Source organism: Pseudomonas sp. FG47 (assembly GCF_057809115.1).
Window position 1 is genome coordinate 1 of sequence record NZ_JBMDJI010000055.1, and the last position, 22,752, is coordinate 22,752.

General features: G+C 64.1%; 23 protein-coding genes. 13 read left to right on the plus strand and 10 right to left on the minus strand.

Going from position 1 to position 22,752, the window contains the following annotated elements; translation table 11 throughout:
• The first annotated feature begins 102 nt into the window (after positions 1 to 102).
• The 5 genes from ACODS5_RS23345 (at position 103) to trpE (ending at position 5,393) form a co-directional block, all read left to right on the plus strand.
• Entirely contained in the window at positions 103 to 1,350 is a 1,248-nt protein-coding gene (locus tag ACODS5_RS23345) for an ABC transporter permease (protein WP_489109762.1), read from the plus strand.
• Positions 1,351 to 1,361: 11 nt separating this feature from the next.
• The gene (locus tag ACODS5_RS23350) at positions 1,362 to 2,189 is read left to right on the plus strand and encodes an ABC transporter permease (RefSeq protein WP_134689792.1); all 828 of its coding nucleotides are present in this window, start codon (positions 1,362 to 1,364) and stop codon (positions 2,187 to 2,189) included.
• Between the two features lie 141 nt (positions 2,190 to 2,330).
• Positions 2,331 to 3,005 carry a ribulose-phosphate 3-epimerase gene (gene rpe / locus ACODS5_RS23355; protein ID WP_134689791.1) on the plus strand — a complete coding sequence of 225 codons (675 nt, stop codon included), beginning with the start codon at positions 2,331 to 2,333 and terminating at the stop codon, positions 3,003 to 3,005.
• Positions 3,002 to 3,820 carry a phosphoglycolate phosphatase gene (locus ACODS5_RS23360; RefSeq protein WP_489109763.1) on the plus strand — a complete coding sequence of 273 codons (819 nt, stop codon included), beginning with the start codon at positions 3,002 to 3,004 and terminating at the stop codon, positions 3,818 to 3,820. Before rpe ends, ACODS5_RS23360 begins: the two co-directional genes overlap by 4 nt.
• Before the next feature lie 70 nt (positions 3,821 to 3,890).
• Positions 3,891 to 5,393, plus strand: a complete 1,503-nt coding sequence (gene trpE / locus ACODS5_RS23365; RefSeq protein ID WP_489109764.1) for an anthranilate synthase component I — start codon at positions 3,891 to 3,893, stop codon at positions 5,391 to 5,393.
• A gap of 96 nt (positions 5,394 to 5,489) precedes the next feature.
• Here the strand turns inward: trpE and estP are convergent, their stop codons facing one another.
• A complete protein-coding gene (gene estP / locus ACODS5_RS23370; RefSeq protein WP_489109765.1) occupies positions 5,490 to 7,391 on the minus strand; it encodes an esterase EstP in 1,902 nt (633 codons plus the stop codon).
• Between the two features lie 371 nt (positions 7,392 to 7,762).
• On the opposite strand from estP, the gene ACODS5_RS23375 reads away from it, so the two are divergent.
• The 4 genes from ACODS5_RS23375 to ACODS5_RS23390 all read left to right on the plus strand — a co-directional run bounded on the left by ACODS5_RS23375 (position 7,763) and on the right by ACODS5_RS23390 (position 11,076).
• The gene (locus ACODS5_RS23375; RefSeq protein WP_046857364.1) at positions 7,763 to 8,356 is read left to right on the plus strand and encodes an aminodeoxychorismate/anthranilate synthase component II; all 594 of its coding nucleotides are present in this window, start codon (positions 7,763 to 7,765) and stop codon (positions 8,354 to 8,356) included.
• A gap of 9 nt (positions 8,357 to 8,365) precedes the next feature.
• A complete protein-coding gene (gene trpD, locus ACODS5_RS23380) occupies positions 8,366 to 9,415 on the plus strand; it encodes an anthranilate phosphoribosyltransferase (protein WP_489109766.1) in 1,050 nt (349 codons plus the stop codon).
• On the plus strand, positions 9,412 to 10,245 hold the full coding sequence (gene trpC / locus ACODS5_RS23385; protein WP_046857362.1) for an indole-3-glycerol phosphate synthase TrpC: 834 nt from the start codon (positions 9,412 to 9,414) through the stop codon (positions 10,243 to 10,245). Before trpD ends, trpC begins: the two co-directional genes overlap by 4 nt.
• A 126-nt stretch (positions 10,246 to 10,371) precedes the next feature.
• Complete coding sequence (locus tag ACODS5_RS23390; RefSeq protein ID WP_489109767.1) at positions 10,372 to 11,076, plus strand: lipoate--protein ligase family protein; 705 nt, start codon at positions 10,372 to 10,374, stop codon at positions 11,074 to 11,076.
• On the opposite strand, the gene crp is transcribed toward ACODS5_RS23390, so the two are convergent.
• Positions 11,073 to 11,717: a cAMP-activated global transcriptional regulator CRP gene (gene crp / locus ACODS5_RS23395; protein WP_134689785.1), complete on the minus strand. Its 645-nt coding sequence runs from the start codon at positions 11,715 to 11,717 to the stop codon at positions 11,073 to 11,075. The genes ACODS5_RS23390 and crp overlap by 4 nt on opposite strands.
• Before the next feature lie 187 nt (positions 11,718 to 11,904).
• Here crp and ACODS5_RS23400 point away from each other — a divergent pair, with 187 nt between their 5' ends.
• Positions 11,905 to 12,327 carry an OsmC family protein gene (locus ACODS5_RS23400; RefSeq protein WP_134689784.1) on the plus strand — a complete coding sequence of 141 codons (423 nt, stop codon included), beginning with the start codon at positions 11,905 to 11,907 and terminating at the stop codon, positions 12,325 to 12,327.
• A 79-nt stretch (positions 12,328 to 12,406) separates the two neighbouring features.
• Here the strand turns inward: ACODS5_RS23400 and ACODS5_RS23405 are convergent, their stop codons facing one another.
• The 6 genes from ACODS5_RS23405 to hemJ all read right to left on the minus strand — a co-directional run bounded on the left by ACODS5_RS23405 (position 12,407) and on the right by hemJ (position 16,812).
• Positions 12,407 to 13,447 carry a DUF2157 domain-containing protein gene (locus ACODS5_RS23405; protein WP_134689783.1) on the minus strand — a complete coding sequence of 347 codons (1,041 nt, stop codon included), beginning with the start codon at positions 13,445 to 13,447 and terminating at the stop codon, positions 12,407 to 12,409.
• A gap of 10 nt (positions 13,448 to 13,457) precedes the next feature.
• Positions 13,458 to 14,105: a 2-polyprenyl-3-methyl-6-methoxy-1,4-benzoquinone monooxygenase gene (gene coq7, locus ACODS5_RS23410; protein WP_134689782.1), complete on the minus strand. Its 648-nt coding sequence runs from the start codon at positions 14,103 to 14,105 to the stop codon at positions 13,458 to 13,460.
• Between the two features lie 66 nt (positions 14,106 to 14,171).
• Positions 14,172 to 14,510: a histidine triad nucleotide-binding protein gene (locus ACODS5_RS23415; RefSeq protein ID WP_489109768.1), complete on the minus strand. Its 339-nt coding sequence runs from the start codon at positions 14,508 to 14,510 to the stop codon at positions 14,172 to 14,174.
• A 63-nt stretch (positions 14,511 to 14,573) separates the two neighbouring features.
• Complete coding sequence (locus tag ACODS5_RS23420) at positions 14,574 to 15,350, minus strand: SDR family NAD(P)-dependent oxidoreductase (protein WP_489109769.1); 777 nt, start codon at positions 15,348 to 15,350, stop codon at positions 14,574 to 14,576.
• A gap of 51 nt (positions 15,351 to 15,401) precedes the next feature.
• A complete protein-coding gene (locus ACODS5_RS23425) occupies positions 15,402 to 16,355 on the minus strand; it encodes an NAD(P)H-dependent flavin oxidoreductase (RefSeq protein ID WP_489109770.1) in 954 nt (317 codons plus the stop codon).
• Between the two features lie 31 nt (positions 16,356 to 16,386).
• Positions 16,387 to 16,812 (minus strand): protoporphyrinogen oxidase HemJ, encoded by a 426-nt coding sequence (gene hemJ, locus ACODS5_RS23430; protein ID WP_134689778.1) that lies wholly within the window; start codon positions 16,810 to 16,812, stop codon positions 16,387 to 16,389.
• A 140-nt stretch (positions 16,813 to 16,952) separates the two neighbouring features.
• Here hemJ and argC point away from each other — a divergent pair, with 140 nt between their 5' ends.
• Together argC and erpA are read left to right on the plus strand one after the other, a co-directional pair.
• Positions 16,953 to 17,987: an N-acetyl-gamma-glutamyl-phosphate reductase gene (gene argC / locus ACODS5_RS23435; RefSeq protein ID WP_489109771.1), complete on the plus strand. Its 1,035-nt coding sequence runs from the start codon at positions 16,953 to 16,955 to the stop codon at positions 17,985 to 17,987.
• 166 nt (positions 17,988 to 18,153) lie between these two features.
• Positions 18,154 to 18,504, plus strand: a complete 351-nt coding sequence (gene erpA / locus ACODS5_RS23440) for an iron-sulfur cluster insertion protein ErpA (RefSeq protein ID WP_134689776.1) — start codon at positions 18,154 to 18,156, stop codon at positions 18,502 to 18,504.
• A gap of 64 nt (positions 18,505 to 18,568) precedes the next feature.
• Here the strand turns inward: erpA and ACODS5_RS23445 are convergent, their stop codons facing one another.
• Positions 18,569 to 19,660 carry an anhydro-N-acetylmuramic acid kinase gene (locus ACODS5_RS23445; protein ID WP_134689775.1) on the minus strand — a complete coding sequence of 364 codons (1,092 nt, stop codon included), beginning with the start codon at positions 19,658 to 19,660 and terminating at the stop codon, positions 18,569 to 18,571.
• A 4-nt stretch (positions 19,661 to 19,664) separates the two neighbouring features.
• Complete coding sequence (locus ACODS5_RS23450; RefSeq protein ID WP_134689774.1) at positions 19,665 to 21,080, minus strand: peptidoglycan DD-metalloendopeptidase family protein; 1,416 nt, start codon at positions 21,078 to 21,080, stop codon at positions 19,665 to 19,667.
• A 222-nt stretch (positions 21,081 to 21,302) separates the two neighbouring features.
• Here ACODS5_RS23450 and tyrS point away from each other — a divergent pair, with 222 nt between their 5' ends.
• On the plus strand, positions 21,303 to 22,502 hold the full coding sequence (gene tyrS, locus ACODS5_RS23455; RefSeq protein ID WP_489109772.1) for a tyrosine--tRNA ligase: 1,200 nt from the start codon (positions 21,303 to 21,305) through the stop codon (positions 22,500 to 22,502).
• Positions 22,503 to 22,752 lie beyond the last annotated feature (250 nt).

Below are 22,752 nucleotides of genomic sequence, written 5' to 3' on the forward strand. Positions count from 1 at the left end.
GGGCCCCATCGCCGGCAAGCCGGCTCCTACAGGAACGCGCAATCCATTCGTAGGAGCCGGCTTGCCGGCGAACCGCCCCTTTCCCGTTTTCCGGAGTTCGTCATGGCCATTGCAATGCCCCTCAACGAAGGCGCAGGTCCAAGCCTCAAGCAGCGCCTCAAGCATGCCGAGCGGGTCAACCGCTGGAAGGCCCAGGCGTTGATCGCGCCGCTGGCGCTGTTCCTCCTGCTGGTGTTCCTGGTGCCGATCGCGGCACTGCTGTACAAGAGCGTCGGCAACCCCGAAGTGGTCGCCGGCCTGCCGCGCACCGTCGAGGCAGTGGCGCAGTGGGATGGCAAGAGCCTGCCGGGCGAGGAGGTCTACAAGGCCCTGAGCCAGGACCTGGCCGAGTCTCGCAAGAACCAGACCCTGGGTGACCTTTCCAAGCGCCTGAACATGGAGCTGGCCGGCTACCGCAGCCTGTTGGCCAAGACCGCGCGGGCGCTGCCGTTCAAGGCCGAGCCTGGCTCTTATAAAGAAGCCCTGCAGACGCTCGACGAGCGCTGGGGCGATCCTGCCTACTGGCAGGCGATCCGTCGCAACACCAGCACGGTCACTTCGTTCTACCTGCTGGCGTCCCTCGACCACCGCATCGACGACCTTGGTGAGCTGGCCAAGGCCACGCCCGACCAGGCCATCTACCTGGATATTTTCGCCCGCACCCTATGGATGGGGGTGGTGATCACCGCCATTTGCCTGGTGCTCGCCTATCCGTTGGCGTACCTGCTGGCCAACCTGCCGACCCGGCAGAGCAACTTGCTGATGATCCTGGTGCTGTTGCCGTTCTGGACTTCGATCCTGGTACGGGTGGCGGCGTGGATCGTGCTGTTGCAATCCGGCGGCCTGATCAATAGCGCGCTGATGGCCATGGGCATCATCGATCAGCCGCTGGAGCTGGTGTTCAACCGTACCGGCGTGTACATCTCCATGGTGCACATTCTGTTGCCGTTCATGATCCTGCCGCTGTACAGCGTGATGAAGGGCATCGCGCCCAGCTACATGCGCGCGGCGATCTCGCTGGGCTGCCACCCGTTCGCCAGTTTCTGGCGGGTGTACTTCCCGCAGACCTACGCCGGTGTCGGCGCCGGTTGCCTGCTGGTGTTCATCCTGGCTATCGGCTACTACATCACCCCGGCGTTGCTGGGCAGCCCGAACGACCAGATGGTCAGCTACTTTGTCGCCTTCTACACCAACACCAGCATCAACTGGGGCATGGCCACCGCCCTGGGCGGACTGTTGCTGCTGGCCACCGTGCTGCTGTACCTGATCTATAGCTGGCTGGTCGGCGCCAGCCGCCTGCGCCTGAGCTGAGGAGCCTTGTCATGCTGAGCCCTTACATGTCCCCCGTGGAGCGGGTGTGGTTCTACAGCCTGCGCATCCTGTGCGGCCTGATCCTGCTGTTCCTGGTGTTGCCGGTGTTGGTGATCATTCCGCTGTCGTTCAACAGCGGGAGCTTCCTGGTCTATCCCCTGCAAGGCTTCTCGCTGCACTGGTACCAGGACTTCTTCGCCTCGGCCGAGTGGATGCGTGCCCTGAAGAACAGCATCATCGTTGCCCCGGCAGCCACGTTGCTGGCCATGGTGTTCGGCACCCTGGCGGCCATTGGCCTGACCCGTGGCGACTTCCCCGGCAAGTCGCTGGTGATGGCGCTGGTTATTTCGCCGATGGTGGTGCCGGTGGTGATCGTCGGCGTGGCCAGTTATCTGTTCTTCGCCCCGCTGGGCATGGGCAACAGCTTTACCTCGTTGATCCTGGTGCATGCGGTGCTAGGGGTGCCGTTCGTCATCATTACCGTGTCGGCCACCCTGCAGGGGTTCAACTACAACCTGGTGCGGGCTGCCGCCAGCCTGGGGGCCTCGCCGTTACTGGCGTTTCGCCGGGTGACCCTGCCGCTGATCGCGCCGGGGGTGATTTCCGGGGCACTGTTCGCCTTTGCCACCTCGTTCGACGAGGTGGTGGTCACGCTGTTCCTCGCCGGGCCTGAGCAAGCCACTCTGCCGCGTCAGATGTTCAGCGGCATCCGCGAAAACCTGAGCCCGACCATCGCGGCGGCGGCCACCTTGCTGATCGCCTTCTCGGTGATCCTGCTGCTGACCCTGGAGTGGTTGCGCGGGCGCAGCGAAAAGCTGAGGACCCAGCAGCCCGCCTGATTCGCGATAGAAGGTATCGACTTGCAGGAGCCGGCAAGCCGACTCCTGCGGGGCTGCGACCTTGTCTTGATACCAATCAGCCCCGATCCGCTTCCCTGAGTTACAATGCGCGCCACCGTGATTCTGCCCAACAGGTGCGCCATGCAGCCCTACGCTATTGCCCCCTCCATTCTGTCCGCCGATTTCGCCCGCCTGGGCGAGGACGTCGACAAGGTCCTGGCCGCCGGGGCCGACATCGTCCACTTCGATGTCATGGACAACCACTACGTGCCCAACCTGACCATCGGCCCGATGGTCTGCAGCGCCCTGCGCAAGTACGGCGTGACCGCGCCGATCGACGTGCACCTGATGGTCAGCCCGGTCGACCGCATCATCGGCGACTTCATCGAGGCCGGCGCCACCTACATCACCTTCCACCCGGAAGCCTCGCAGCACATCGACCGCTCGCTGCAACTGATCAAGGACGGCGGCTGCAAGGCTGGCCTGGTGTTCAACCCGGCCACCAGCCTGGATGCGCTGAAGTACGTGATGGACAAGATCGACATGGTCCTGCTGATGAGCGTCAACCCGGGTTTCGGCGGCCAGAAGTTCATCCCCGGCACCCTCGACAAGCTGCGTGAGGCCCGCGCCCTGATCGACGCCAGCGGCCGCGATATCCGTCTGGAGATCGACGGTGGCGTCAACGTCGGCAATATCCGCGAGATCGCCGCCGCCGGCGCCGATACCTTCGTCGCCGGTTCGGCGATCTTCAACACCCCGGACTACAAGCAGGTCATCGACAAGATGCGTGCCGAACTGGCGCTGGCCCGCGCATGAGTGGCTTCGAGCAGCTGTTCCCGGGGACGCTGCCCAGGCTGGTGATGTTCGATCTGGATGGCACCCTGATCGACTCGGTTCCCGACCTGGCCGCAGCCGTCGACCGCATGCTGCTCGAACTCGGGCGCCCGCCAGCAGGGCTCGAGGCGGTACGCCACTGGGTCGGCAACGGCGCCGAGGTACTGGTACGCCGCGCCCTGGCCGGCGGCCTCGACCACCAGGCTGTCGAGGCCGATCTGGCCGAGCAGGCGCTGGCGCTGTTCATGGAGGCCTATGCCGAAAGCCATGAGCTGACCGTGGTCTATCCCGGTGTGCGCGACACCCTGCGCTGGCTGCGCAAACAGGGGGTGGAGATGGCGCTGATCACCAACAAGCCCGAACGCTTCGTCGCCCCCTTGCTCGACCAGATGAAGATCGGCCGCTACTTCCGTTGGATCATCGGTGGCGACACCTTGCCGCAAAAGAAACCCGACCCGGCGGCCCTGCTGTTCGTCATGAAGATGGCCGGCGTCGAGCCGTGCCAGGCGTTGTTCATTGGCGATTCGCGCAGCGATGTGCTGGCCGCCAAGGCCGCCGGGGTGCAGTGCGTGGGCCTGAGCTATGGCTACAACCATGGCCGGCCTATCGACGAGGAGTCGCCCAGCCTGGTGCTCGGCGACCTGCGCCTGTTGTTGCCCGGTTGCGTCGTCACCGACACTGGGATAACGTTGGCAGACCTTCAAGCCCCGCACAGCAGAGACAATAACGTGGCGGTTACCGGCAAACTCTGGATGAAAGTCATCAAGGCCCTGGCCCGTTGGCGCTGGCGCGCCTGACTCCTGCCCACCGGCGCCCGCCGGTACGTCCGTTTGCCCGACTCCATTGCTGCTTGCTCCGAGGCTACCCATGACCCGCGAAGAATTCCTGCGCCTGGCCGCTGCCGGCTACAACCGCATCCCATTGGCCTGTGAAACCCTGGCCGACTTCGACACGCCGCTGTCGATCTACCTGAAACTGGCCGACCAACCCAACTCCTACCTGCTCGAGTCGGTGCAGGGCGGCGAAAAATGGGGCCGTTACTCGATGATCGGCCTGCCGTCGCGCACCGTGCTGCGGGTGCATGGCTACCACGTGAGCATCCTGCAGGATGGTGTCGAGGTGGAAAGCCACGATGTCGAGGACCCGCTGGCATTCGTCGAGGCCTTCAAGGAGCGCTACAAGGTCGCCGATATTCCGGGCTTGCCGCGTTTCAACGGTGGCCTGGTCGGCTACTTCGGCTATGACTGCGTGCGTTATGTGGAAAAACGCCTCGGCGCCAGCCCGAACCCGGACCCGCTGGGCGTGCCGGACATCCTGTTGATGGTTTCCGATGCGGTGGTGGTGTTCGACAACCTGGCTGGCAAGATGCACGCCATCGTGCTGGTCGACCCGGCCAACGAGCAGGCTTTCGAGCAGGGCCAGGCGCGCCTGCAAGCGCTGCTGGCCACGCTGCGCCAGCCCATCGCCCCGCGCCGCGGCCTGGACCTGAGCGGCCCACAGGCGGCCGAGCCGGAGTTCCGTTCCAGCTATACCCGTGACGACTATGAAAACGCCGTGGGCCGGATCAAGGAATACATCCTGGCCGGCGACTGCATGCAGGTAGTGCCATCCCAGCGCATGTCCATCGACTTCAAGGCAGCGCCCATCGACCTTTACCGGGCGCTGCGTTGCTTCAACCCGACGCCGTACATGTACTTCTTCAATTTCGGCGACTTCCATGTGGTCGGCAGCTCGCCTGAAGTGCTGGTGCGGGTCGAAGACAACCTGGTGACCGTGCGCCCGATCGCCGGCACCCGCCCGCGTGGCGCTACCGAAGAGGCCGATCGCGCCCTGGAAGACGACCTGCTGTCGGACGACAAGGAAATCGCCGAGCACCTGATGCTGATCGACCTGGGGCGCAACGACGTGGGCCGGGTGTCGTCCACCGGCAGTGTGCGCCTGACCGAGAAGATGGTGATCGAGCGTTACTCGAACGTCATGCATATCGTGTCCAACGTCACTGGTCAGCTGCGCGAAGGCCTGACCGCCATGGACGCACTGCGGGCGATCCTGCCAGCCGGTACCCTGTCGGGCGCGCCGAAGATCCGCGCGATGGAAATCATCGACGAACTCGAACCAGTCAAGCGCGGTGTCTACGGCGGCGCGGTGGGTTATTTTGCCTGGAACGGCAACATGGATACCGCCATCGCCATCCGCACCGCGGTGATCAAGGACGGCGAACTGCATGTGCAGGCCGGTGGCGGCATTGTCGCCGACTCGGTGCCGGCGCTGGAGTGGGAAGAGACCATCAACAAGCGTCGGGCGATGTTCCGTGCGGTGGCCCTGGCCGAGCAGACCACCAAGGGCGCAGAGCCAGGTTCGAAACTGTAGGAGCCAGCCTTGCTGGCGAAATAGGCACTGCGGTGCCTGGCACCGGCTTTGCCGGTGTTCGCCGGCAAGGCCGGCTCCTACGGCGATCGCGTCAGCTTAGAAATCCAGGCTCAATGCCAGGCTCAGCCCCTGTTGAGTCAATTCATCACTCTTGCGCCAGTTGTAGTTCCCCCGTAGGTTCACCCCCGGCAGCAGTTCATGGCTCACCCCCAGGCTGGCCCGCGTCAGGTTGCTGTGCGGTGTGTAGCCGGTGAGGGTGAAGTCGTTGGCCGGCAGGCTGGTCAGGTGCATGCGCAGGTCCTGCTGGTCATCCTCGAATTCATGCTCGCGGGCCACCTCGGCAAACAGCTTTGTCGTCGGCAGCAGTTGCACGCTACCCAGCAGGCCGCCTCCGAGCCGGCGCGATGTACGTTCCTGGTCGTCGAAACCGAGCGCCGTGGAGCGGCCGCTCTTCTCGTCGTAGCCATCGACCTTGACCCGCGCATAGTCGGCACTGATGAACGGCGCCAGTTGCCAGTGGCTGCTCTCGGGCGCCAGGTTGTAGCCCAGCCGGCCGGTGACGGCCCAGGCCTCGCCATCGGTGTCGCCCTTCTCGCTGCGGTCGTTCACACCCAGGGCGAAGGTGCGCTTGAGGTCGCGGTAGTCCAGGTGGCCGGCGGTCAATGCCGCATCGGCCCACCAGCGATTCTGGCGGAACTGGGCGAAGGCGCTGGCCAGGTAGCTGTCGAGCTTGTAGTCCGAGTCGTGCTGGCCTGCTTCGAGTTTCTGCCGGTAGACCCCGGCGGCCAGGCCCAGGCGCCAGGCCTCATCCAGCCGGTAGCTGCCGCCGAGGGTCAGGTTGTAGCCGCGCCCGTCACCACTGGCGGCACTGCGCTGGCTGCCGAAGTCCAGGTCCTGGCCGCCGGTGGCGACGAAGGCCTGCCATTGACCGACGGCCTGCCAGGGTGTCTGCCACTGGTTGCGCAGTTCGTCCTGGTGGGCACGCAGGCTGGCGTGGGCGATTTCCGGCAGCAGGGTCAGCTCCCACGGCGCGGCCAGGATCGAATAGGCATAGTCGGCTATCAGCTGCTGGCCGGCGATGGTCGGGTGTACCGAGTCGTTGAACAGCAGCCGGGTCGGGTCCGGGGTAGTGCCGTCCACCCCGTAGACCGGGTTGCCCACGCAGCCGTCGCCGCTGTAGCACGTACCGACCAGGTTCTGGTCGGTGGCCAGGCCGAACTGGGCGGGGCTGGTGAGGGCCTCCTGCAGCAGGGTGGGGATGTTGAGCGGAATGATCTCGGCGTCGATCTGCCCGAGCTGGCTGACCAGCGACTGGTTGAACACGCTGGACAGTTGCGACAGCGCTCCTTGCTGGGGCGTGCCGCTGAAGTTCGGTGTCTGTCCCAGGTCTGGCAGCAACCAGACCATGATGTAGCGCGCTCCGCCCTGTTGCAGCGCCTGGGCGCTGGCCGCCAGGCTGGCGCCAGCTGCGGCTGCGGTAGCGGGACTGTTGACCAGGCCCTGGAGGAAGTCGTTGCCGCCACCGGTCAGGTAGTACAGGGCATTGGGGTCGGCGCGCAGGCCGTTGGCCAGGTAACCGTCACGCTCGCGCAGGACCACGCCCGCACCGGGACGCCCAGGCGGGATCACGGCTTTCGAGGTGTCGGTGATCGAGTCGAGAATCTGCTGCGTGGTGTAGCCACCCACCGCCCAGTTGTTGCCGTCGGGGATACCCTGCAACTGGTTGGTCAGCGAGGTGGAGGGGCCCAGTGCCGCGCCGGAGAAACCCAGCCTGGTGCCGAGGATCATCGGTGAGACCGGCGCGTAGTTGCCGTTGGCGTCGCGGTTGGTGAAACGCATGCCTGGGGTGCCGCCGGTCAGGTCGGGAAACTGCCCGGCGTCGCTGAGGCTGTCACCGAAGACGATCAGCGACGAATAGGGCGAGGGCGAGGCCATGGCCTGGCTGCAGGCAAGGGCGAGAATGCCTAGGGCGGAACACAGGAAGGGGGCCGTGTGCATGCATGATGTCCTTTTCGTTGTTTTTATCGAAGCAAGCGGCATGACCATAGCAAATCATCGCGCATTGTCCGCCATTGCATTCATTTCCCCGTGTTTACCGGCATATTGCGCCCGCCGCGCCGGTAGGCTACTGTGCCCTGACGTATGAACGAGACCTACCCCGTGTTGATCGTCAGCAAACTCTTGATGCGCGTTATCAAGGCCGTCGCCCGTTGGCGTTGGCGCGCCTGACTTTATCTCCTGCCGGCTAGCCGGCCCGCTCCTGTTTGCCTTCCTTTCGCTTCACCCGCCGCTCACCGCGGAATTTTCCCGCGCCCATGGCAGCAGGGAAGGCTCGAATCAAAAGTCAGTATTCAAGAGGTTCGTTCCAGATGTTACTGATGATCGACAATTACGACTCCTTCACCTACAACGTCGTGCAGTACCTCGGCGAGCTCGGTGCCGAGGTCAAGGTCATTCGCAACGACGAAATGACCATCGCCCAGATTGAAGCCCTGAACCCCGAACGCATCGTTGTCTCCCCGGGCCCCTGTACGCCGAGCGAGGCCGGTGTGTCCATCGAGGCCATCCTGCACTTTGCCGGCAAGCTGCCGATCCTCGGCGTGTGCCTGGGTCACCAGTCCATCGGCCAGGCCTATGGCGGTGACGTGGTGCGCGCGCGCCAGGTGATGCACGGCAAGACCAGCCCGGTGTTCCACCGCGACCTGGGGGTGTTCGCCGGCCTGAACAACCCGCTCACCGTGACCCGCTACCACTCGCTGGTGGTCAAGCGCGACACGTTGCCTGATTGCCTCGAAGTGACCGCCTGGACCGCCCATGAAGACGGCTCCGTCGACGAGATCATGGGCCTGCGTCATAAAACCCTGAACGTGGAGGGGGTACAGTTCCACCCGGAATCCATCCTCACCGAGCAGGGACACGAGCTGTTCGCCAACTTCCTCAAGCAGACCGGCGGACGCCGTTAAGGACCGATCATGGAAATCAAGACCGCTTTGAGCCGCATTGTCGGCCACCTGGACCTGTCCACCGAGGAAATGCGCGATGTCATGCGCCAGATCATGACCGGCCAGTGCAGCGAGGCGCAGATCGGCGCCTTCCTCATGGGCATGCGCATGAAGAGCGAGAGCATCGACGAGATCGTCGGCGCGGTGTCGGTGATGCGTGAGCTGGCCGCCAAGGTCGAGCTCAAGACCCTCGACGGCGTGGTCGACATCGTCGGCACCGGTGGCGACGGCGCCAATATCTTCAACGTGTCCACCGCCTCGGCGTTCGTCATCGCGGCAGCCGGTTGCACCGTGGCCAAGCACGGCAACCGCGCGGTGTCCGGCAAGAGCGGCAGCGCTGATCTGCTGGAAGCCGCCGGTATCTACCTGAACCTGACCCCGGTGCAGGTGGCCCGCTGCATCGACAGCCTGGGCATCGGCTTCATGTTCGCCCAGACCCACCATAGTGCCATGAAGCACGCCGCCGGCCCGCGTCGCGACCTGGGGCTGCGTACCCTGTTCAACATGCTGGGCCCGCTTACGAATCCGGCCGGCGTGAAACACCAGGTGGTCGGGGTGTTCACCCAGGCCCTGTGCCGCCCATTGGCCGAAGTGCTGCAGCGCATGGGCAGCAAGCATGTGCTGGTGGTGCACTCCAAGGATGGCCTGGATGAGTTCAGTCTGGCCGCGCCGACCTTCGTCGCCGAGCTGAAGAACGACCAGATCACCGAGTATTGGGTCGAGCCCGAAGACCTCGGCATGAAGAGCCAGAGCTTGCACGGCCTGGCAGTCGAAGGGCCGCAGGCGTCGTTGGAATTGATCCGCGACGCGCTGGGCCGGCGCAAGACCGAGAACGGCCAGAAGGCCGCCGAGATGATCGTGCTCAACGCTGGCGCGGCGCTGTATGCCGCTGATCACGCGATGACCCTGGCCCAGGGTGTCGAGCTGGCTCACGATGTCCTGCACACCGGCTTGGCCTGGGAAAAGCTCCAGGAACTGGGCGCCTTTACCGCGGTATTCAAGGTGGAGAACGAAGCATGAGTGTACCGACGGTGCTGGAAAGGATCATCGCCCGCAAGTTCCAGGAAGTGGCCGAGCGTAGCGCGCGGGTCAGCCTGGGTGAGCTCGAGCGCCTGGCCAAGGCGGCCGATGCCCCGCGTGGCTTTGCCAATGCCCTGATCGAGCAGGCCAGGCGCAAGCAGCCGGCGGTCATCGCTGAAATCAAGAAGGCTTCGCCGAGCAAGGGCGTGATCCGCGAAAACTTCGTGCCGGCGGAAATTGCCGTCAGCTACGAGAAGGGTGGCGCGACCTGCCTGTCGGTGCTGACCGACGTGGACTACTTCCAGGGCGCTGACATCTACCTGCAGCAGGCGCGTGCCGCCGTTTCGCTGCCGGTGATCCGCAAGGACTTCATGGTCGATCCTTATCAGATCGTCGAAGCCCGCGCCCTGGGTGCCGACTGCGTGCTGTTGATCGTGTCAGCGCTGGACGACGTAAAAATGGCCGAGCTGGCGGCCACGGCCAAGGACGTCGGCCTCGATGTGCTGGTCGAAGTGCATGACGGCGATGAACTGGAGCGCGCGCTGAAGACCCTCGACACACCGCTGGTCGGGGTCAATAACCGCAACCTGCATACCTTCGAGGTCAGCCTGGAGACCACCCTCGACCTGCTGCCGCGCATCCCGCGTGACCGTCTGGCGATTACCGAAAGCGGCATCCTCAACCGGGCCGATGTCGAGCTTATGGAAATCAACGAAGTGTATTCCTTCCTGGTCGGCGAGGCGTTCATGCGCGCAGAGCAGCCGGGGCTGGAGCTGCAGCGGTTGTTCTTCCCCGAGCAAGTGAAGAAGACCGTTCAGCAACTGGACTGATCGAACCGAAAGCCGGCGTTTTTGCCGGCTTTTTCGTATTCGAGGGCCTCATTGCGGCACCGTCCCAGCGTGGGAGCGGGCTTGCCCCGTGATGAGTCCGATGAACATCACATCAAAGGTGGATCAATGACCGATCAACCCCTGGCCCTCACTGTCGAGCAGGGCCTGCACGCCGAACAGGACCTGCTGGCCGCCGTGTGCCGCGGCGAGCGCGAATCCGGCGTGCTGTTCTGGCGCCCGACCGACCATGCCCTGGTCATGCCCCGACGCATGAGCCGGCTGGACAACTTCGAGGCCGCCTGCGCGGAGCTGGCGATTGCCGGTTGGCCGGTGTTGCTGCGCGAAACCGGTGGCGAGCCTGTGCCGCAATCCCATGCAACCGTGAACGTGGCATTGGTCTACGCCGCGCCGCGCAGCGAAGGCGACCATGGCCGCATCGAGAACGCCTACGAGCGACTGTGCCTGCCGCTGTGCGAAGTGCTGCGCGAATGGGGTGGAGTGGCGTCGGTGGGCGAGATCGACGGGGCTTTCTGCGACGGCCGTTACAACGTTAACCTCAACGCTCGCAAGCTGGTCGGCACCGCCCAGCGCTGGCGCCAGGGCCTGGGTGGCAAGCGTCCGGTGGTGCTGGTGCATGGCGCGCTGTTGCTGGACAACGAGCGCGAAGCGATGGTCGCCGCGGTCAACCGGTTCAACGAGTGTTGTGATCTCGAGCAGCGCTGCCGGGCCGACAGCCATATCGCCTTGCACGAAGTGGCTCCGGCCGTGCCCTGGTTCGAGCGCCTGAGCCAGGCGTATGACCAGGTACTTGCGGGGCTGCCGCAGGATTAACGGGTGCCGTAGACCACCATGGTCTTGCCTTTGACCTGCACCAGGCTACGCTCCTCGAGGTCCTTGAGGACACGGCCGACCATCTCCCGTGAACAACCGACGATACGACCGATTTCCTGGCGGGTGATTTTGATCTGCATGCCATCGGGGTGGGTCATGGCATCGGGTTGCTTGCACAGGTCGAGCAGGCAGCGGGCGACGCGGCCGGTGACGTCGAAGAACGCCAGATCGCCGACCTTGCGTGTGGTGTTGCGCAGGCGCTGGGCCATTTGGCTGCCAAGGGCATAGAGGATCTCCGGATCCTGGCGGGCCAGCTCGCGAAACTTGTCGTAGCTGATCTCGGCCACCTCGCATTCGCTCTTGGCCCGTACCCAGGCGCTGCGTTGCTGCTCCTGGCCGGCTGGCTCGAACAGGCCCAGTTCGCCAAAGAAATCACCGCTGTTGAGGTAGGCGATGATCATTTCGTGACCGTCGTCGTCCTCGATCAGGATGGTCACCGAGCCCTTGACGATGAACGACAGCGTCTCGGCCCTATCACCGGCGCAAATGATGCTGCTTTTGGCGGCATAGCGGCGGCGTTGGCAGTGGGCCAGCAACTTGTCGATGTTCTTGATCTTGGGTGGCAGGGCTGAGGAGACCATCACGAAATCCTGTTCGATGCTACGCATTGGCTTTTTATAGATCGTCTGGCGGTTGGCGCCAGTCGTTTGGCGCCAGCTTATCAGACACTTCACCCTGCATCGGCACAAAAGCGCCACGGCTTGAGCTTTTCCGACGGCGCCGCAAGGTCTAAGCTGACACCCTTTTACGCATTTGGAGTCCGGATAGATGAAGGCACGCATCCAGTGGGCCGGTGAAGCGATGTTCCTCGGCGAGTCGGGGAGCGGCCATGTCGTGGTCATGGACGGTCCGCCCGAAGCCGGAGGCCGCAACCTCGGTGTGCGTCCGATGGAAATGCTGCTGCTGGGCCTGGGCGGCTGCAGCAGTTTCGATGTGGTGAGCATCCTGAAGAAATCGCGCCAGGCGGTGGAAAGCTGCGAAGCCTTCCTCGAGGCCGAGCGTGCCAGTGAAGACCCGAAGGTGTTCACCAAGATCCACATGAACTTCGTGGTCAAAGGGCGCGGGCTGAAAGAGGCGCAGGTCAAGCGCGCGGTAGAGCTGTCGGCCGAGAAGTACTGCTCGGCGTCGATCATGCTCGAGCGTGCCGGCGTGGAAATCAGCCACGGCTACGAGATTGTCGAACTGGGTTGAGACGAACGCGGGGCAAGCCTGCGCCCACGCTGTCTGCTGCACGGACAGTCGTGGGCGCGGGCTTGCCCGGTGATGGCGTCTATCCGCGACGCAATGCCGGCAACGCTGCCTGTAGCCACTGTGGCAGCTTTGCCTGCAGTGACTCGCTGAGCCGCTCGCGGCGCTTCTGGTACTGCACCCCCAGCACGATCACGCCCAGGCCGATCAGGGTCAACACGACGGGGAACAACAGCGAGTCGGCGAACACTTCGTACGACAGGTAGCCGAGGTAAGCCGCCACCCCCATCGCCCCGAACACCATGAACAGCGGTCGGCGCAGTAGCACCGCCAGGCCCATCAGCCCCAGGTTGATCAGGCAGTACAGGAACTTGCCCCACTCGCTGGCGCTGTCGAGCAAGGTCAGCCCGCCCCAGAACGCCGTCAGTCCGGCGAGATAGCCCCAGAAGGCATAGTCCCGCTCGGTGCGCCCGTCGATCACGACGAATACCAGCAGCAGGCCAAGGCCGAACCACAGCGACACCGTGCGGCGTTGCTCCCAACTGAACACATCGCCGTAGAACCATTCGCTCAGGTCCATGGACATGAACCAGAGTGCCACGGCAATCGGCATGACGATGAACGGGAAGGGAATCAACCGCAGCATCAGCAGGCCGGCCAGTACCGTCGCCGCTTCCATCGCCAGCCAACCGCCCTGCACGTAGGTGTAGTAGTGGTGATAGTCACCCTGTGCATCATCCAGCGGCCACCAGCCGGCCAATCGCTCGATGGCGAACACCGCCAGCGGCACGATGCTCACCGCCACGGCGCCCAGCACCCCGGCAGCGATGGGTTGGCCGCGGCGTTGCATCGACAGGGCGAACAGGGTGATGCCGCCGATATAGACCATGGCGATGGCCAGCAGCGCGCCGTCGCCAAGGGTCATCCAGGCTTCGGTGAGCAACCAGCCCATGGCGCCCATGATCAGCAAGGCGCCGAAGTAGAAGGCGACATGGGCCAGCTGGAAGCTGCCGCCAGCCTGGGGCTGGCGGCGCAGGAAGTCCAGCAGGGCTTGGTCCTGGCCGGGCTGCAGAATACCTGCGCTTACGGCGCGTGCCAGGTCCTTGGCGTCGAAGCGATCCATCCGGTGTTCCTCAGATGCGGTAGGTGCTCTTGGTCATGACCTTGGCCAGCAGGCTCATGCCAAAGCGCACCGGTGCCGGGAAGCGATAACCGCCGGCTTCAAGGGCTGACTCGGCATGATGCTCTTCGTCGACGCGCATCTGTTCGAGAATCGCCCGGGACTTGCCGTCGCTTTCAGGGATTTGTTCCAGGTGTTCGTCCAGATGCTTGCACACCTGGTGTTCGGTGGCTGCGACAAAGCCCAGGCTGACCTTGTCGCTGACCAGGCCGGCGAGGGCGCCGATGCCGAACGACATGCCATAGAACAGCGGATTGAGCACGCTGGGGTGGCTATTGAGCTGGCGGATGCGTTGTTCGCACCAGGCCAGGTGGTCGATTTCTTCTTCCGCCGCGTGCTCCATGGCCTTGCGCACCTGGGGCAGCTTGGCGGTCAGGGCCTGGCCCTGGTACAGCGCCTGGGCGCAAACTTCGCCGGTATGGTTGATACGCATCAGGCCGGCAACATGGCGGGCCTGTTGCTCGTCGAGTTCGGCGTCCGGCTGGACGATGGCCGGTGAAGGGCGGGCGGGTTGGCCGCTGAAGGGCAGCAAGGTGCGCATGGCGGTATCGGCCTGCAGCAACAAGCGGTCGAGCGGCGAGTAGTGACGTTCGGTAGCCATCGGGCACCTCCGCTGAAGTGATGCCCGACAGTCTACCTCAATCGTCCGGGTGGAGCTTGCCTTGGGTCAGCCCGGCGGCCAGTTCATCTGGCGCTGGCCAAGCACGTGCATATGGATGTGGTAGACGGTCTGGCCGCCTTTCGGGTTGCAGTTCATGACCACACGGAAGCCTTCCTCGCAGCCTTGCTCGACAGCCAGGCGCTGGGCGGTGAACAGGATGTGCCCGGCCAGGGCCTTGTCCTCTTCGGTCAGGTCGTTGAGGGTGCGGATGTGCTTCTTGGGGATGACCAGGAAATGAACCGGCGCCGCGGGGGCGATATCCTTGAACGCGAGGACCTGCTCGTCTTCGTAGATGATATCCGCCGGGATTTCCCGGTTGATGATTTTGAGGAATAAATCGTCCACAGCACGTGCTCCATGGTGAGTATGGGCCCGAGTGTACTGAGGCAAGGGGCGCTCGCCCAGTGCTTATTCCAGGCCGGCGGGGCAATAGCGGCGGTGGATCATCCCGGCGAGCTTGCGTGTCAGCCAGCGCGGCAGCAGGCGTGGGGCGAAGGCCAGCCAGCGGTTGCGGCGCCCAGGCAGGATCAGCGCGCGGTTCTTGTCCAGGGCGCGCACGGTGTACAGGGCGATCTCCTCGGGGCTGGGGCTGCTGGCGTCAAGACGGGGAATGGGGCGTTTCGAGGAGCGTACCGGGCCCGGACACAACACTGAGACTTTGATGCCGGTACGGCGCAGCTCTTCACGCAGTGCCTCGGAAAAACTCAGTACATAGGCCTTGCTGGCGGCATAGGCGGCCATCCACGGCCCGGGAGCGACACCCGCCAGGCCGGCGATATTGAGGATCTGCCCACCCCCCTGGATTGCCATCAGGTTGCCGATGGCGTGGCACAGCCGGCTCAGGGCCAGGATGTTGACTTCCAGCAGATCCTGCTCGTCGGCCCACTCATGGGCCAGGAACGGCCCATACCTACGCTGCCCGGCGCAGTTGACCAGCAGGTCGATGCGCCGCTCACCTTCCTCCAGTTCCAGCACGAAGCCTGACAGGCGTAGGGGCTGGCTGAGGTCGCAGGCCCGGAACAGCACCTCGACGCCGAAGCGCTGGGTCAGTTCGATGGCCACCGGCTCCAGCGTCTCGCGCTGGCGCGCCACCAGGATCAAGTTGCGCCCGCGCCGTGCCAGAGCTTCCGCCAGGGCCAGGCCCAGGCCGCTGGAAGCACCGGTGATCAAGGCGTAACGGGTCATGCAAGGCTCCTGGGGCGTGAGGGGCGCCTAGTGTACAGCCTGGCCGCTTTGCTACAAGACGTTGCTGCGCAGCTGCTGGGTACGCTCCAGCGCCGCGCGATACTCGCCGCTCAGGCGCTCGACCAGCTCGGCGATGCTGGGCAGGTCGTTGATCTCACCAACCCCCTGTCCCGCCGACCAGATGGTCTTCCAGGCCTTGGCCTCGTCGCCGATCGGCTTGAGCTTGCCGGCCTCGTGGTTGCCCTTGAGCGTCGCCTGGTCGTAGCCGGCCTGTTCCAGGCTCTGGCGCAGGAAGCTGGCGGGGATGCCAGAGACTGCCGGGGTCAGTACCACATCGGCGGCTTTGGCGCCTAGGATCATCTGTTTGTACGCGTCCTGGGCCTGGCTTTCGCGGGTGGCGATCAGGCGCGTGCCCATGTAGCCGAGGTCGGCACCCAGTACCTGGGCGGCCAGCAGCTCATGGCCGTGGTTGAGGCAGCCCGACAGCAGCACGGTCTTGTCGAAGAACTGACGGATCTCGGCCAGCAGCGCCAGCGGGCTCCAGCTGCCGGCATGGCCGCCTGCGCCCGCCGCCACGGCGATTAGGCCGTCTACTCCAGCTTCGGCGGCCTTCTCGGCGTGTCGGCGGGTAGTCACGTCATGGAACACCAGGCCACCATAGCCGTGCACGGCATCGACCACTTCCTTCACCGCGCCCAGGCTGGTGATGACGATCGGTACCCGGTGCTCGACGCACAAGGCCAGGTCGGCCTGCAGGCGGGGGTTGCTCGCATGCACGATCAGGTTCACGGCGTAGGGCACTGGTTGGTCCAGTTTCGCCAGCCCTGCCTCGATCTCTTCGAGCCAGGCCTTGAAGCCCGCGCTGTCGCGCTGGTTGAGGGCCGGGAAACTCCCGACCACGCCATTGGCGCAGCAGGCCAGGACCAGTGCGGGGTTGGAGATCAGGAACATCGGCGCGGCCACCAGGGGCAAGCGCAGATGTTGTAGCGACGCGGGCAGGGACATGGTGAAACTCCTTGTAAATGACGGGTTACCCTTAGAACGGCTTGACCACCACCAAAATTGCGATACCCAGCAAAATCAGCACCGGGGCTTCGTTGAACCAGCGATAGTAGACATGGCTGCGGGTATTGGTGCCAGCGGCGAAGCGTTTGCGCTGGGCGCCGCACATGTGATGGTAAACGGTAAGCACGGCGACCAGGGTCAGCTTGGCATGCAGCCAGCCTTGGCTCAGCCAGCCCGGGTTGAGATACAGCATCCAGCCGCCGAACACATAGGTGGCGATCATGGCTGGGTTCATGATGCCGCGATACAGCTTGCGCTCCATGGTGATGAAGCGTTCGAGGCTGATGCTGTCCTGGCTCTGGGCGTGGTAGACGAACAGGCGTGGCAGGTAGAACAGGCCGGCGAACCAGCAGACCACGCTGACGATGTGCAGCGCCTTGATCCATAGATAGAGCATGGAGGGTTCCTTCAGGTTTTCACGGTCGTCAGATAGTAGAGGCCAAGGGCCCGAAGGGTCATCCGAAGAGTTGTTACAGGCGCTCGGCGCCCCTATTATCGTGCGCTTTCCAGTGGACTGGTTGATAAGGGGCAAGTGTCATGATCAAGGTCGGTATCGTCGGCGGCACAGGGTACACCGGTGTCGAACTGCTGCGTCTGCTGGCGCAGCACCCACAGGCCGAGGTGGCGGTGATCACTTCGCGCTCCGAGGCGGGCGTGGCGGTTGCCGACATGTACCCGAACCTGCGTGGCCACTACGACGGCCTGGCCTTCAGCGTGCCGGACAGCAAGGCCCTCGCCGCTTGCGACGTGGTGTTCTTCGCCACCCCCCATGGCGTGGCCCATGCCCTGGCCGGTGAACTGCTGGCCGCTGGCACCAAGGTCATCGACCTGTCGGCGGACTTCCGCCTGCAGGACGCCAACGAATGGGGCAAGTGGTACGGCCAGCCCCACGGCGCGCCTGAGCTACTCAAGGATGCGGTCTACGGCCTGCCGGAAGTGAACCGCGAGAAGATCCGCCAGGCGCGCCTGATCGCCGTGCCCGGCTGCTACCCGACCGCCACCCAGTTGGGTTTGCTGCCGCTACTGGAGGCCGGTTTGGCCGACCCATTGCGGCTGATCGCCGACTGCAAGTCGGGCGTCAGCGGCGCCGGGCGTGGCGCTGCGGTCGGTTCGCTGTTCTGCGAAGCCGGGGAGAGCATGAAGGCCTACGCCGTCAAGGGGCATCGGCATCTGCCAGAAATCAGCCAGGGCCTGCGCCAGGCGGCGGGCAAGGAAATTGGCCTGACCTTCGTGCCGCACCTGACGCCGATGATCCGTGGCATTCATGCCACCCTGTACGCGACGGTCGCCGATACCTCGGTCGACCTGCAGGCGTTGTTCGAGAAGCGCTATGGCAATGAACCGTTCGTCGACGTGATGCCGGCCGGTAGCCACCCGGAAACCCGTAGCGTGCGCGGTGCCAACGTTTGCCGTATCGCCGTGCACCGGCCTCAAGGCGGTGACCTGGTGGTGGTGCTGTCGGTGATCGACAACCTGGTCAAGGGCGCGTCGGGCCAGGCGGTGCAGAACCTCAACATCCTGTTCGGCCTCGACGAGCGCATGGGCCTGTCCCACGCCGGTCTGCTGCCTTAAGAGCGGCGCTGAGCAGCAAGGCTCAAGCTGCAAGTGATCGTGTTGCGATTGGCTCGCAGCTTGTAGCTTGTCACTTGCAGCTTTCGTATTGTTGACCGATTTTCTCGGACAAGCGGATAATACGCCCCATCGAGTTTTATGGCGGCATTGCGCCGGGAGAATCAACATGAGCGTCGAAACCTTCACCCCCACGGCTTTGGAGTTCACCCCCGGGGCCGCGCACAAGGTCAAGACCCTGGTCAGCGAAGAGGGCAATGATCGCCTGAAGCTGCGCGTCTTCGTGACCGGCGGCGGTTGCTCGGGCTTCCAGTACGGTTTCACCTTCGATGAAGACGTCGCCGACGACGACACCATCGTCGAGCGCGAAGGCGTGGCGCTGGTGGTCGATCCGATGAGCTACCAATACCTGGCTGGCGCCGAAGTGGACTACCAGGAAGGCCTGGAAGGTTCGCGCTTCGTGATCAAGAACCCGAACGCCACCACCACCTGCGGTTGCGGTTCGTCGTTCTCGATCTGATCGGCTGGCTGTAATGCAAAACGCCGCGCTATTGCGCGGCGTTTTGCATTCTGCGGGTGAGGGCTCAGGCGGGGTAGATCGCGCCGAGAATGCGCAGGCCCTTGGCGGCGGTGACGCTGGGGCGGTTGGCGGGAATGCCTTCGAGGCAGCAGTGGGCGAGCCAGGCGAAGGCCATGGCTTCGACCCAGTCGGGGTCCACGCCATGTGCGGCGGTGCTGGCGACCTTGACGCTTGGCAGCAGCGCGGCCAGGCGCGCCATCAATGCACCGTTACGCGCACCGCCACCACAGACCAGCAGGGCTTCGGTGCGGTCCTGTGCCTGGCGCAACGAGTCAATGATGCTGCTTGCCGTCAGTTCCAGCAGAGTTGCCTGGACATCTTGGTCCGGGTAGGCCTGCAGGCGCGCCAGATGCGCATCCAGCCAGGGCAGGTTGAATACCTCGCGGCCGGTGCTCTTCGGGCCACTGCCGGCGAAGAATGGATCGCTCAACAAGGCGCTCAGCAGGTCTGGGCGGACGTTACCGCTGGCCGCCCAGGCGCCGTTGGCGTCGAAAGCCTGGCCCTGCTTACGTTCGATCCAGGCATCCAGCAGCACGTTGCCCGGGCCGCAGTCGAAACCGTGCACCGGCTGGTCGCGCTCGATCAGGCTCAGGTTGCTGAAGCCGCCGACGTTGAGGACCGCCAGGCGCTGGCCGAGCTGGCCGAACAGCGCTTCGTGAAACGCTGGTACCAAGGGGGCGCCCTGGCCACCAGCTGCCACGTCGCGGCGACGAAAGTCGCCCACCACGCAGATTCCGGTGAGCTCGGCCAACAACGCCGGGTTGCCGATCTGCACGGTGAAGCCGCGGGCTGGTTCATGGCGAACCGTCTGGCCATGGCTGCCGATGGCATGAATCGCATCGGGCCCCAAGCCTCGGGTGGCCAATAGGTGATTGACGCCCTGAGCGGCCAGGGTGGCCCAGCGGTTCTCCGCCAATGCCGCCCGGGCTATCTCGTCTGGGCCGCTGGCGCAAAGCCCGAGCAGATCCTGGCGCAAGTCGACGGGCATGGGAATGTAGTGGGTGGCGAGCAGCCGGGGCTGCTCGTGTTGTTCGATCAAGGCGATGTCCAGGCCATCGAGGCTGGTCCCGGACATCACACCCAGATAGAGAGCCATGGGCTCAGCGCTTGTTGGCGGCGAGCAGGGTGGCTTTTTCCTGATCCATGCGGGCGATCAGGGGCTGGCTCTGCTGGTTGAAGCGCTGACGCTCGGCCTTGGCGATCGGGTCGGCCATCGGCACCTTCTGGCTAAGCGGGTCGACGTGCACGCCGTTGACCTGGAACTCGTAGTGCAGGTGTGGGCCGGTGGACAGGCCGGTGGTGCCGATATAGCCGATGATCTGGCCCTGTTTCACCGAGCTGCCGGTCTTGATGCCCTTGGCAAAGCCCTGCATGTGGCCGTATAGCGTCTTGTAGGAATTGCCGTGGGCGATGATCACGGTGTTGCCGTAGCCACCGCGACGACCGGCCAGCTCGATGCGGCCATCGCCGGCGGCCTTGATCGGCGTGCCGCGCGGGGCGGCATAGTCGACGCCCTTGTGGGCGCGGATCTTGTTCAGGATCGGGTGCTTGCGTCCGGCCGAGAAGCGCGAACTGATGCGGGCGAAGTCCACCGGGGTGCGGATGAACGCCTTGCGCAGGCTATTGCCGTCGGCGGTGTAGTAGTTGGTGTTGCCCTGCTTGTTGGTGTAGCGCACGGCGGTGTAGGTCTTGCCGCGGTTGGTGAAGCGGGCGGAGAGGATGTTGCCGGTGCCGACCACCTTGCCATCCATCATCTTCTGCTCGTAGACCACGTCGAATTCGTCGCCGGGGCGGATGTCCTGGGCGAAGTCGATGTCGTAACCGAGGATGCGCGCCATGTCCATGGTCATGCTGTGGGACAGGCCGGCGCGCTGGGCCGAGGCCGACAGCGAGCTTTTGATCACGCCATGGGCGTAGGCAGTGCGCACCACGGGCTTGCTGATCTCGCGAGCGAAGCTGAAGCCCTTGTCGGTACGGGTCAGGCGGATGGTCTCGAGGTTGCTGACCTTGCTGTGCAGGCTGGTCAACTGGCCGTCCTTGTCCAGTTCGAACTGCAGCACCTGGCCATGCTTGAGCTGGCTGAACTGCTTGGCCTGCTTGTTGCTCGCCAGCAGGTCATGCACCACGTTGGCCGGCAGGCCGACCTTGTTGAACAGGGTGGAAAGGGTATCGCCACGGGCCACGACTACTTCGCGGTGGCCGGGGGCCTTTTCCTCTTGCTTGGCGACGGCGGCGGGCGCGGCCTTGGTCTCGGCGGTGGTGGCCTGTTCGCCTTCGATCTGGGCGAAGGGCGAGTCGCTGTTCTGCTCGGCCTGCACCAGCGGCGCGGCGCGGGACTCGTCCTTCAGCTGTTCGGCCGGGCTTTCCAGCTCGAGGCTGAGGGTGGTTTTCTTGGCTTCGACTTCGCTGGAAGGAAAGACCAGCAAGGCCAGGCTGAGAAGGGCGGCGATGCCGCTGGCGGCCAACAGATGGCTTTTCGGATAAAGCGGGGGCGCTTTAGGCGGTTCGTTGGTCATAGGTAAGGTGACTTTGAAAAGTGAATGAAAAATGAAATGGAAAAGATGAATGACATGATGAAGATGAAATAACTGTATAAAATATAACCAAATCCATTTTCGCGCAAGGGCGCGTAGACGCCGCGGCACGCCGTTCGGGTCACATTCCTTTGCGAAACTTGTATTTGATGGCCGATCTTGTATGGTTGGCTCCCCTTGAATCTGAGCCTTGCGGGTCTGTCTATGAAGTCGGTTGAAGAGCAGCTGGCGCTTATCAAGCGCGGTGCGGAAGAGGTATTGGTCGAGTCGGAACTGGTGGAGAAGCTCAAGCGCGGCCAACCACTGCGCATTAAAGCGGGCTTCGACCCAACCGCGCCTGACCTGCACCTGGGGCACACGGTGCTGATCAACAAGCTGCGCCAGTTCCAGGAGCTGGGCCACCAGGTCATTTTCCTGATTGGTGACTTCACCGGCATGATCGGCGACCCGAGCGGCAAAAGTGCCACCCGTCCGCCGCTGACCCGTGAGCAGGTGCTGGACAACGCCGAGACCTACAAGCAGCAGGTGTTCAAGATTCTCGACCCGGCCAAGACCGAGGTCGCGTTCAACTCCACCTGGATGGACCAGCTGACCCCGGCTGATTTCATTCGTCTGGCGTCGCAGTACACGGTTGCGCGCATGCTCGAGCGTGACGACTTCGATAAGCGTTACAGCAGCAACCAGCCGATCGCGATCCATGAGTTTCTTTATCCGCTGGTGCAGGGCTATGACTCCGTGGCGCTCAAGGCCGATGTCGAGCTGGGCGGTACCGACCAGAAGTTCAACCTGCTGATGGGGCGTGAGTTGCAGCGCTCCTACGGCCAGGAGGCGCAGAACATCGTCACCATGCCCCTGCTCGAGGGCTTGGATGGTGTGAAGAAGATGTCCAAGTCGCTGGGCAATTATGTCGGCATCCAGGAAGCGCCAGGGGTGATGTACGGCAAGCTGGTATCGATTCCGGATACGCTGATGTGGCGCTACTTCGAATTGCTGAGCTTCCGCTCCATGGAAGAGATCGAGCAGTTCCGTGCGGATGTCGAGAAGGGCGCCAACCCACGGGATATCAAGATCAAGCTGGCCGAGGAGATCGTCGCGCGCTTCCATGGTGAAGAAGCGGCGGCCAATGCGCACCGTGCCGCGGGCAATCGTATGAAGGAAGGCGAGCTGCCGGAGGACCTGCCGGAGATTGAGGTCGCTGCGGCTGAAGACCTGCCGATCGCTGCGGTGTTGAACCGGGCTGGCCTGGTGAAGAACTCGGCGCAGGCGCGGGATCTGCTGAGCGCGGGGGCGGTGAAGGTTGATGGTGCGGTGGTGGATCGTGACTTCATGTTTGGGCTGGGTGCGACCCATGTGTGCCAGGCGGGCAAGAAGGCGTTTGGCCGGGTCAGCCTCAAGGCTGAGTGATTGGCTGGTGGTGTAGCTATATAGAAGCGGGGAGGCCGGTAGGCCTCCCCGCTTTGTTTTTGGGGGTGGTTGTCTATATAGAGGTGTTGGGGTTAAGAGGTGCCTGTCGGGAGAGGGTTTTGGTGTTGAGAGGTGTCCGTCTGGAGGTTGTGTTTGTGGTGAGGGGTGTCCGCCGTTAGGCATTCAGCGCCTAGCAGATCGAGCGCCGCCCGCGCGGCGCTTCGCCGGCAAGCCGGCTCCTACATCTGTT

Coding starts and splice junctions, on each gene's coding strand:
- hemJ (WP_134689778.1), bottom strand. CDS start 16,812: ATGCTCTATCTATGGATCAAGGCGCTGCACATCGTCAGCGTGGTCTGC.
- erpA (WP_134689776.1), top strand. CDS start 18,154: ATGAGCGTCGAAACCTTCACCCCCACGGCTTTGGAGTTCACCCCCGGG.
- ACODS5_RS23425 (WP_489109770.1), bottom strand. CDS start 16,355: ATGTCCCTGCCCGCGTCGCTACAACATCTGCGCTTGCCCCTGGTGGCC.
- ACODS5_RS23360 (WP_489109763.1), top strand. CDS start 3,002: ATGAGTGGCTTCGAGCAGCTGTTCCCGGGGACGCTGCCCAGGCTGGTG.
- ACODS5_RS23420 (WP_489109769.1), bottom strand. CDS start 15,350: ATGACCCGTTACGCCTTGATCACCGGTGCTTCCAGCGGCCTGGGCCTG.
- trpC (WP_046857362.1), top strand. CDS start 9,412: ATGAGTGTACCGACGGTGCTGGAAAGGATCATCGCCCGCAAGTTCCAG.
- ACODS5_RS23400 (WP_134689784.1), top strand. CDS start 11,905: ATGAAGGCACGCATCCAGTGGGCCGGTGAAGCGATGTTCCTCGGCGAG.
- ACODS5_RS23390 (WP_489109767.1), top strand. CDS start 10,372: ATGACCGATCAACCCCTGGCCCTCACTGTCGAGCAGGGCCTGCACGCC.
- trpD (WP_489109766.1), top strand. CDS start 8,366: ATGGAAATCAAGACCGCTTTGAGCCGCATTGTCGGCCACCTGGACCTG.
- coq7 (WP_134689782.1), bottom strand. CDS start 14,105: ATGGCTACCGAACGTCACTACTCGCCGCTCGACCGCTTGTTGCTGCAG.
- tyrS (WP_489109772.1), top strand. CDS start 21,303: ATGAAGTCGGTTGAAGAGCAGCTGGCGCTTATCAAGCGCGGTGCGGAA.
- ACODS5_RS23445 (WP_134689775.1), bottom strand. CDS start 19,660: ATGGCTCTCTATCTGGGTGTGATGTCCGGGACCAGCCTCGATGGCCTG.
- estP (WP_489109765.1), bottom strand. CDS start 7,391: ATGCACACGGCCCCCTTCCTGTGTTCCGCCCTAGGCATTCTCGCCCTT.
- ACODS5_RS23375 (WP_046857364.1), top strand. CDS start 7,763: ATGTTACTGATGATCGACAATTACGACTCCTTCACCTACAACGTCGTG.
- argC (WP_489109771.1), top strand. CDS start 16,953: ATGATCAAGGTCGGTATCGTCGGCGGCACAGGGTACACCGGTGTCGAA.
- rpe (WP_134689791.1), top strand. CDS start 2,331: ATGCAGCCCTACGCTATTGCCCCCTCCATTCTGTCCGCCGATTTCGCC.
- ACODS5_RS23350 (WP_134689792.1), top strand. CDS start 1,362: ATGCTGAGCCCTTACATGTCCCCCGTGGAGCGGGTGTGGTTCTACAGC.
- ACODS5_RS23450 (WP_134689774.1), bottom strand. CDS start 21,080: ATGACCAACGAACCGCCTAAAGCGCCCCCGCTTTATCCGAAAAGCCAT.
- crp (WP_134689785.1), bottom strand. CDS start 11,717: ATGGTCTCCTCAGCCCTGCCACCCAAGATCAAGAACATCGACAAGTTG.
- trpE (WP_489109764.1), top strand. CDS start 3,891: ATGACCCGCGAAGAATTCCTGCGCCTGGCCGCTGCCGGCTACAACCGC.
- ACODS5_RS23405 (WP_134689783.1), bottom strand. CDS start 13,447: ATGGATCGCTTCGACGCCAAGGACCTGGCACGCGCCGTAAGCGCAGGT.
- ACODS5_RS23345 (WP_489109762.1), top strand. CDS start 103: ATGGCCATTGCAATGCCCCTCAACGAAGGCGCAGGTCCAAGCCTCAAG.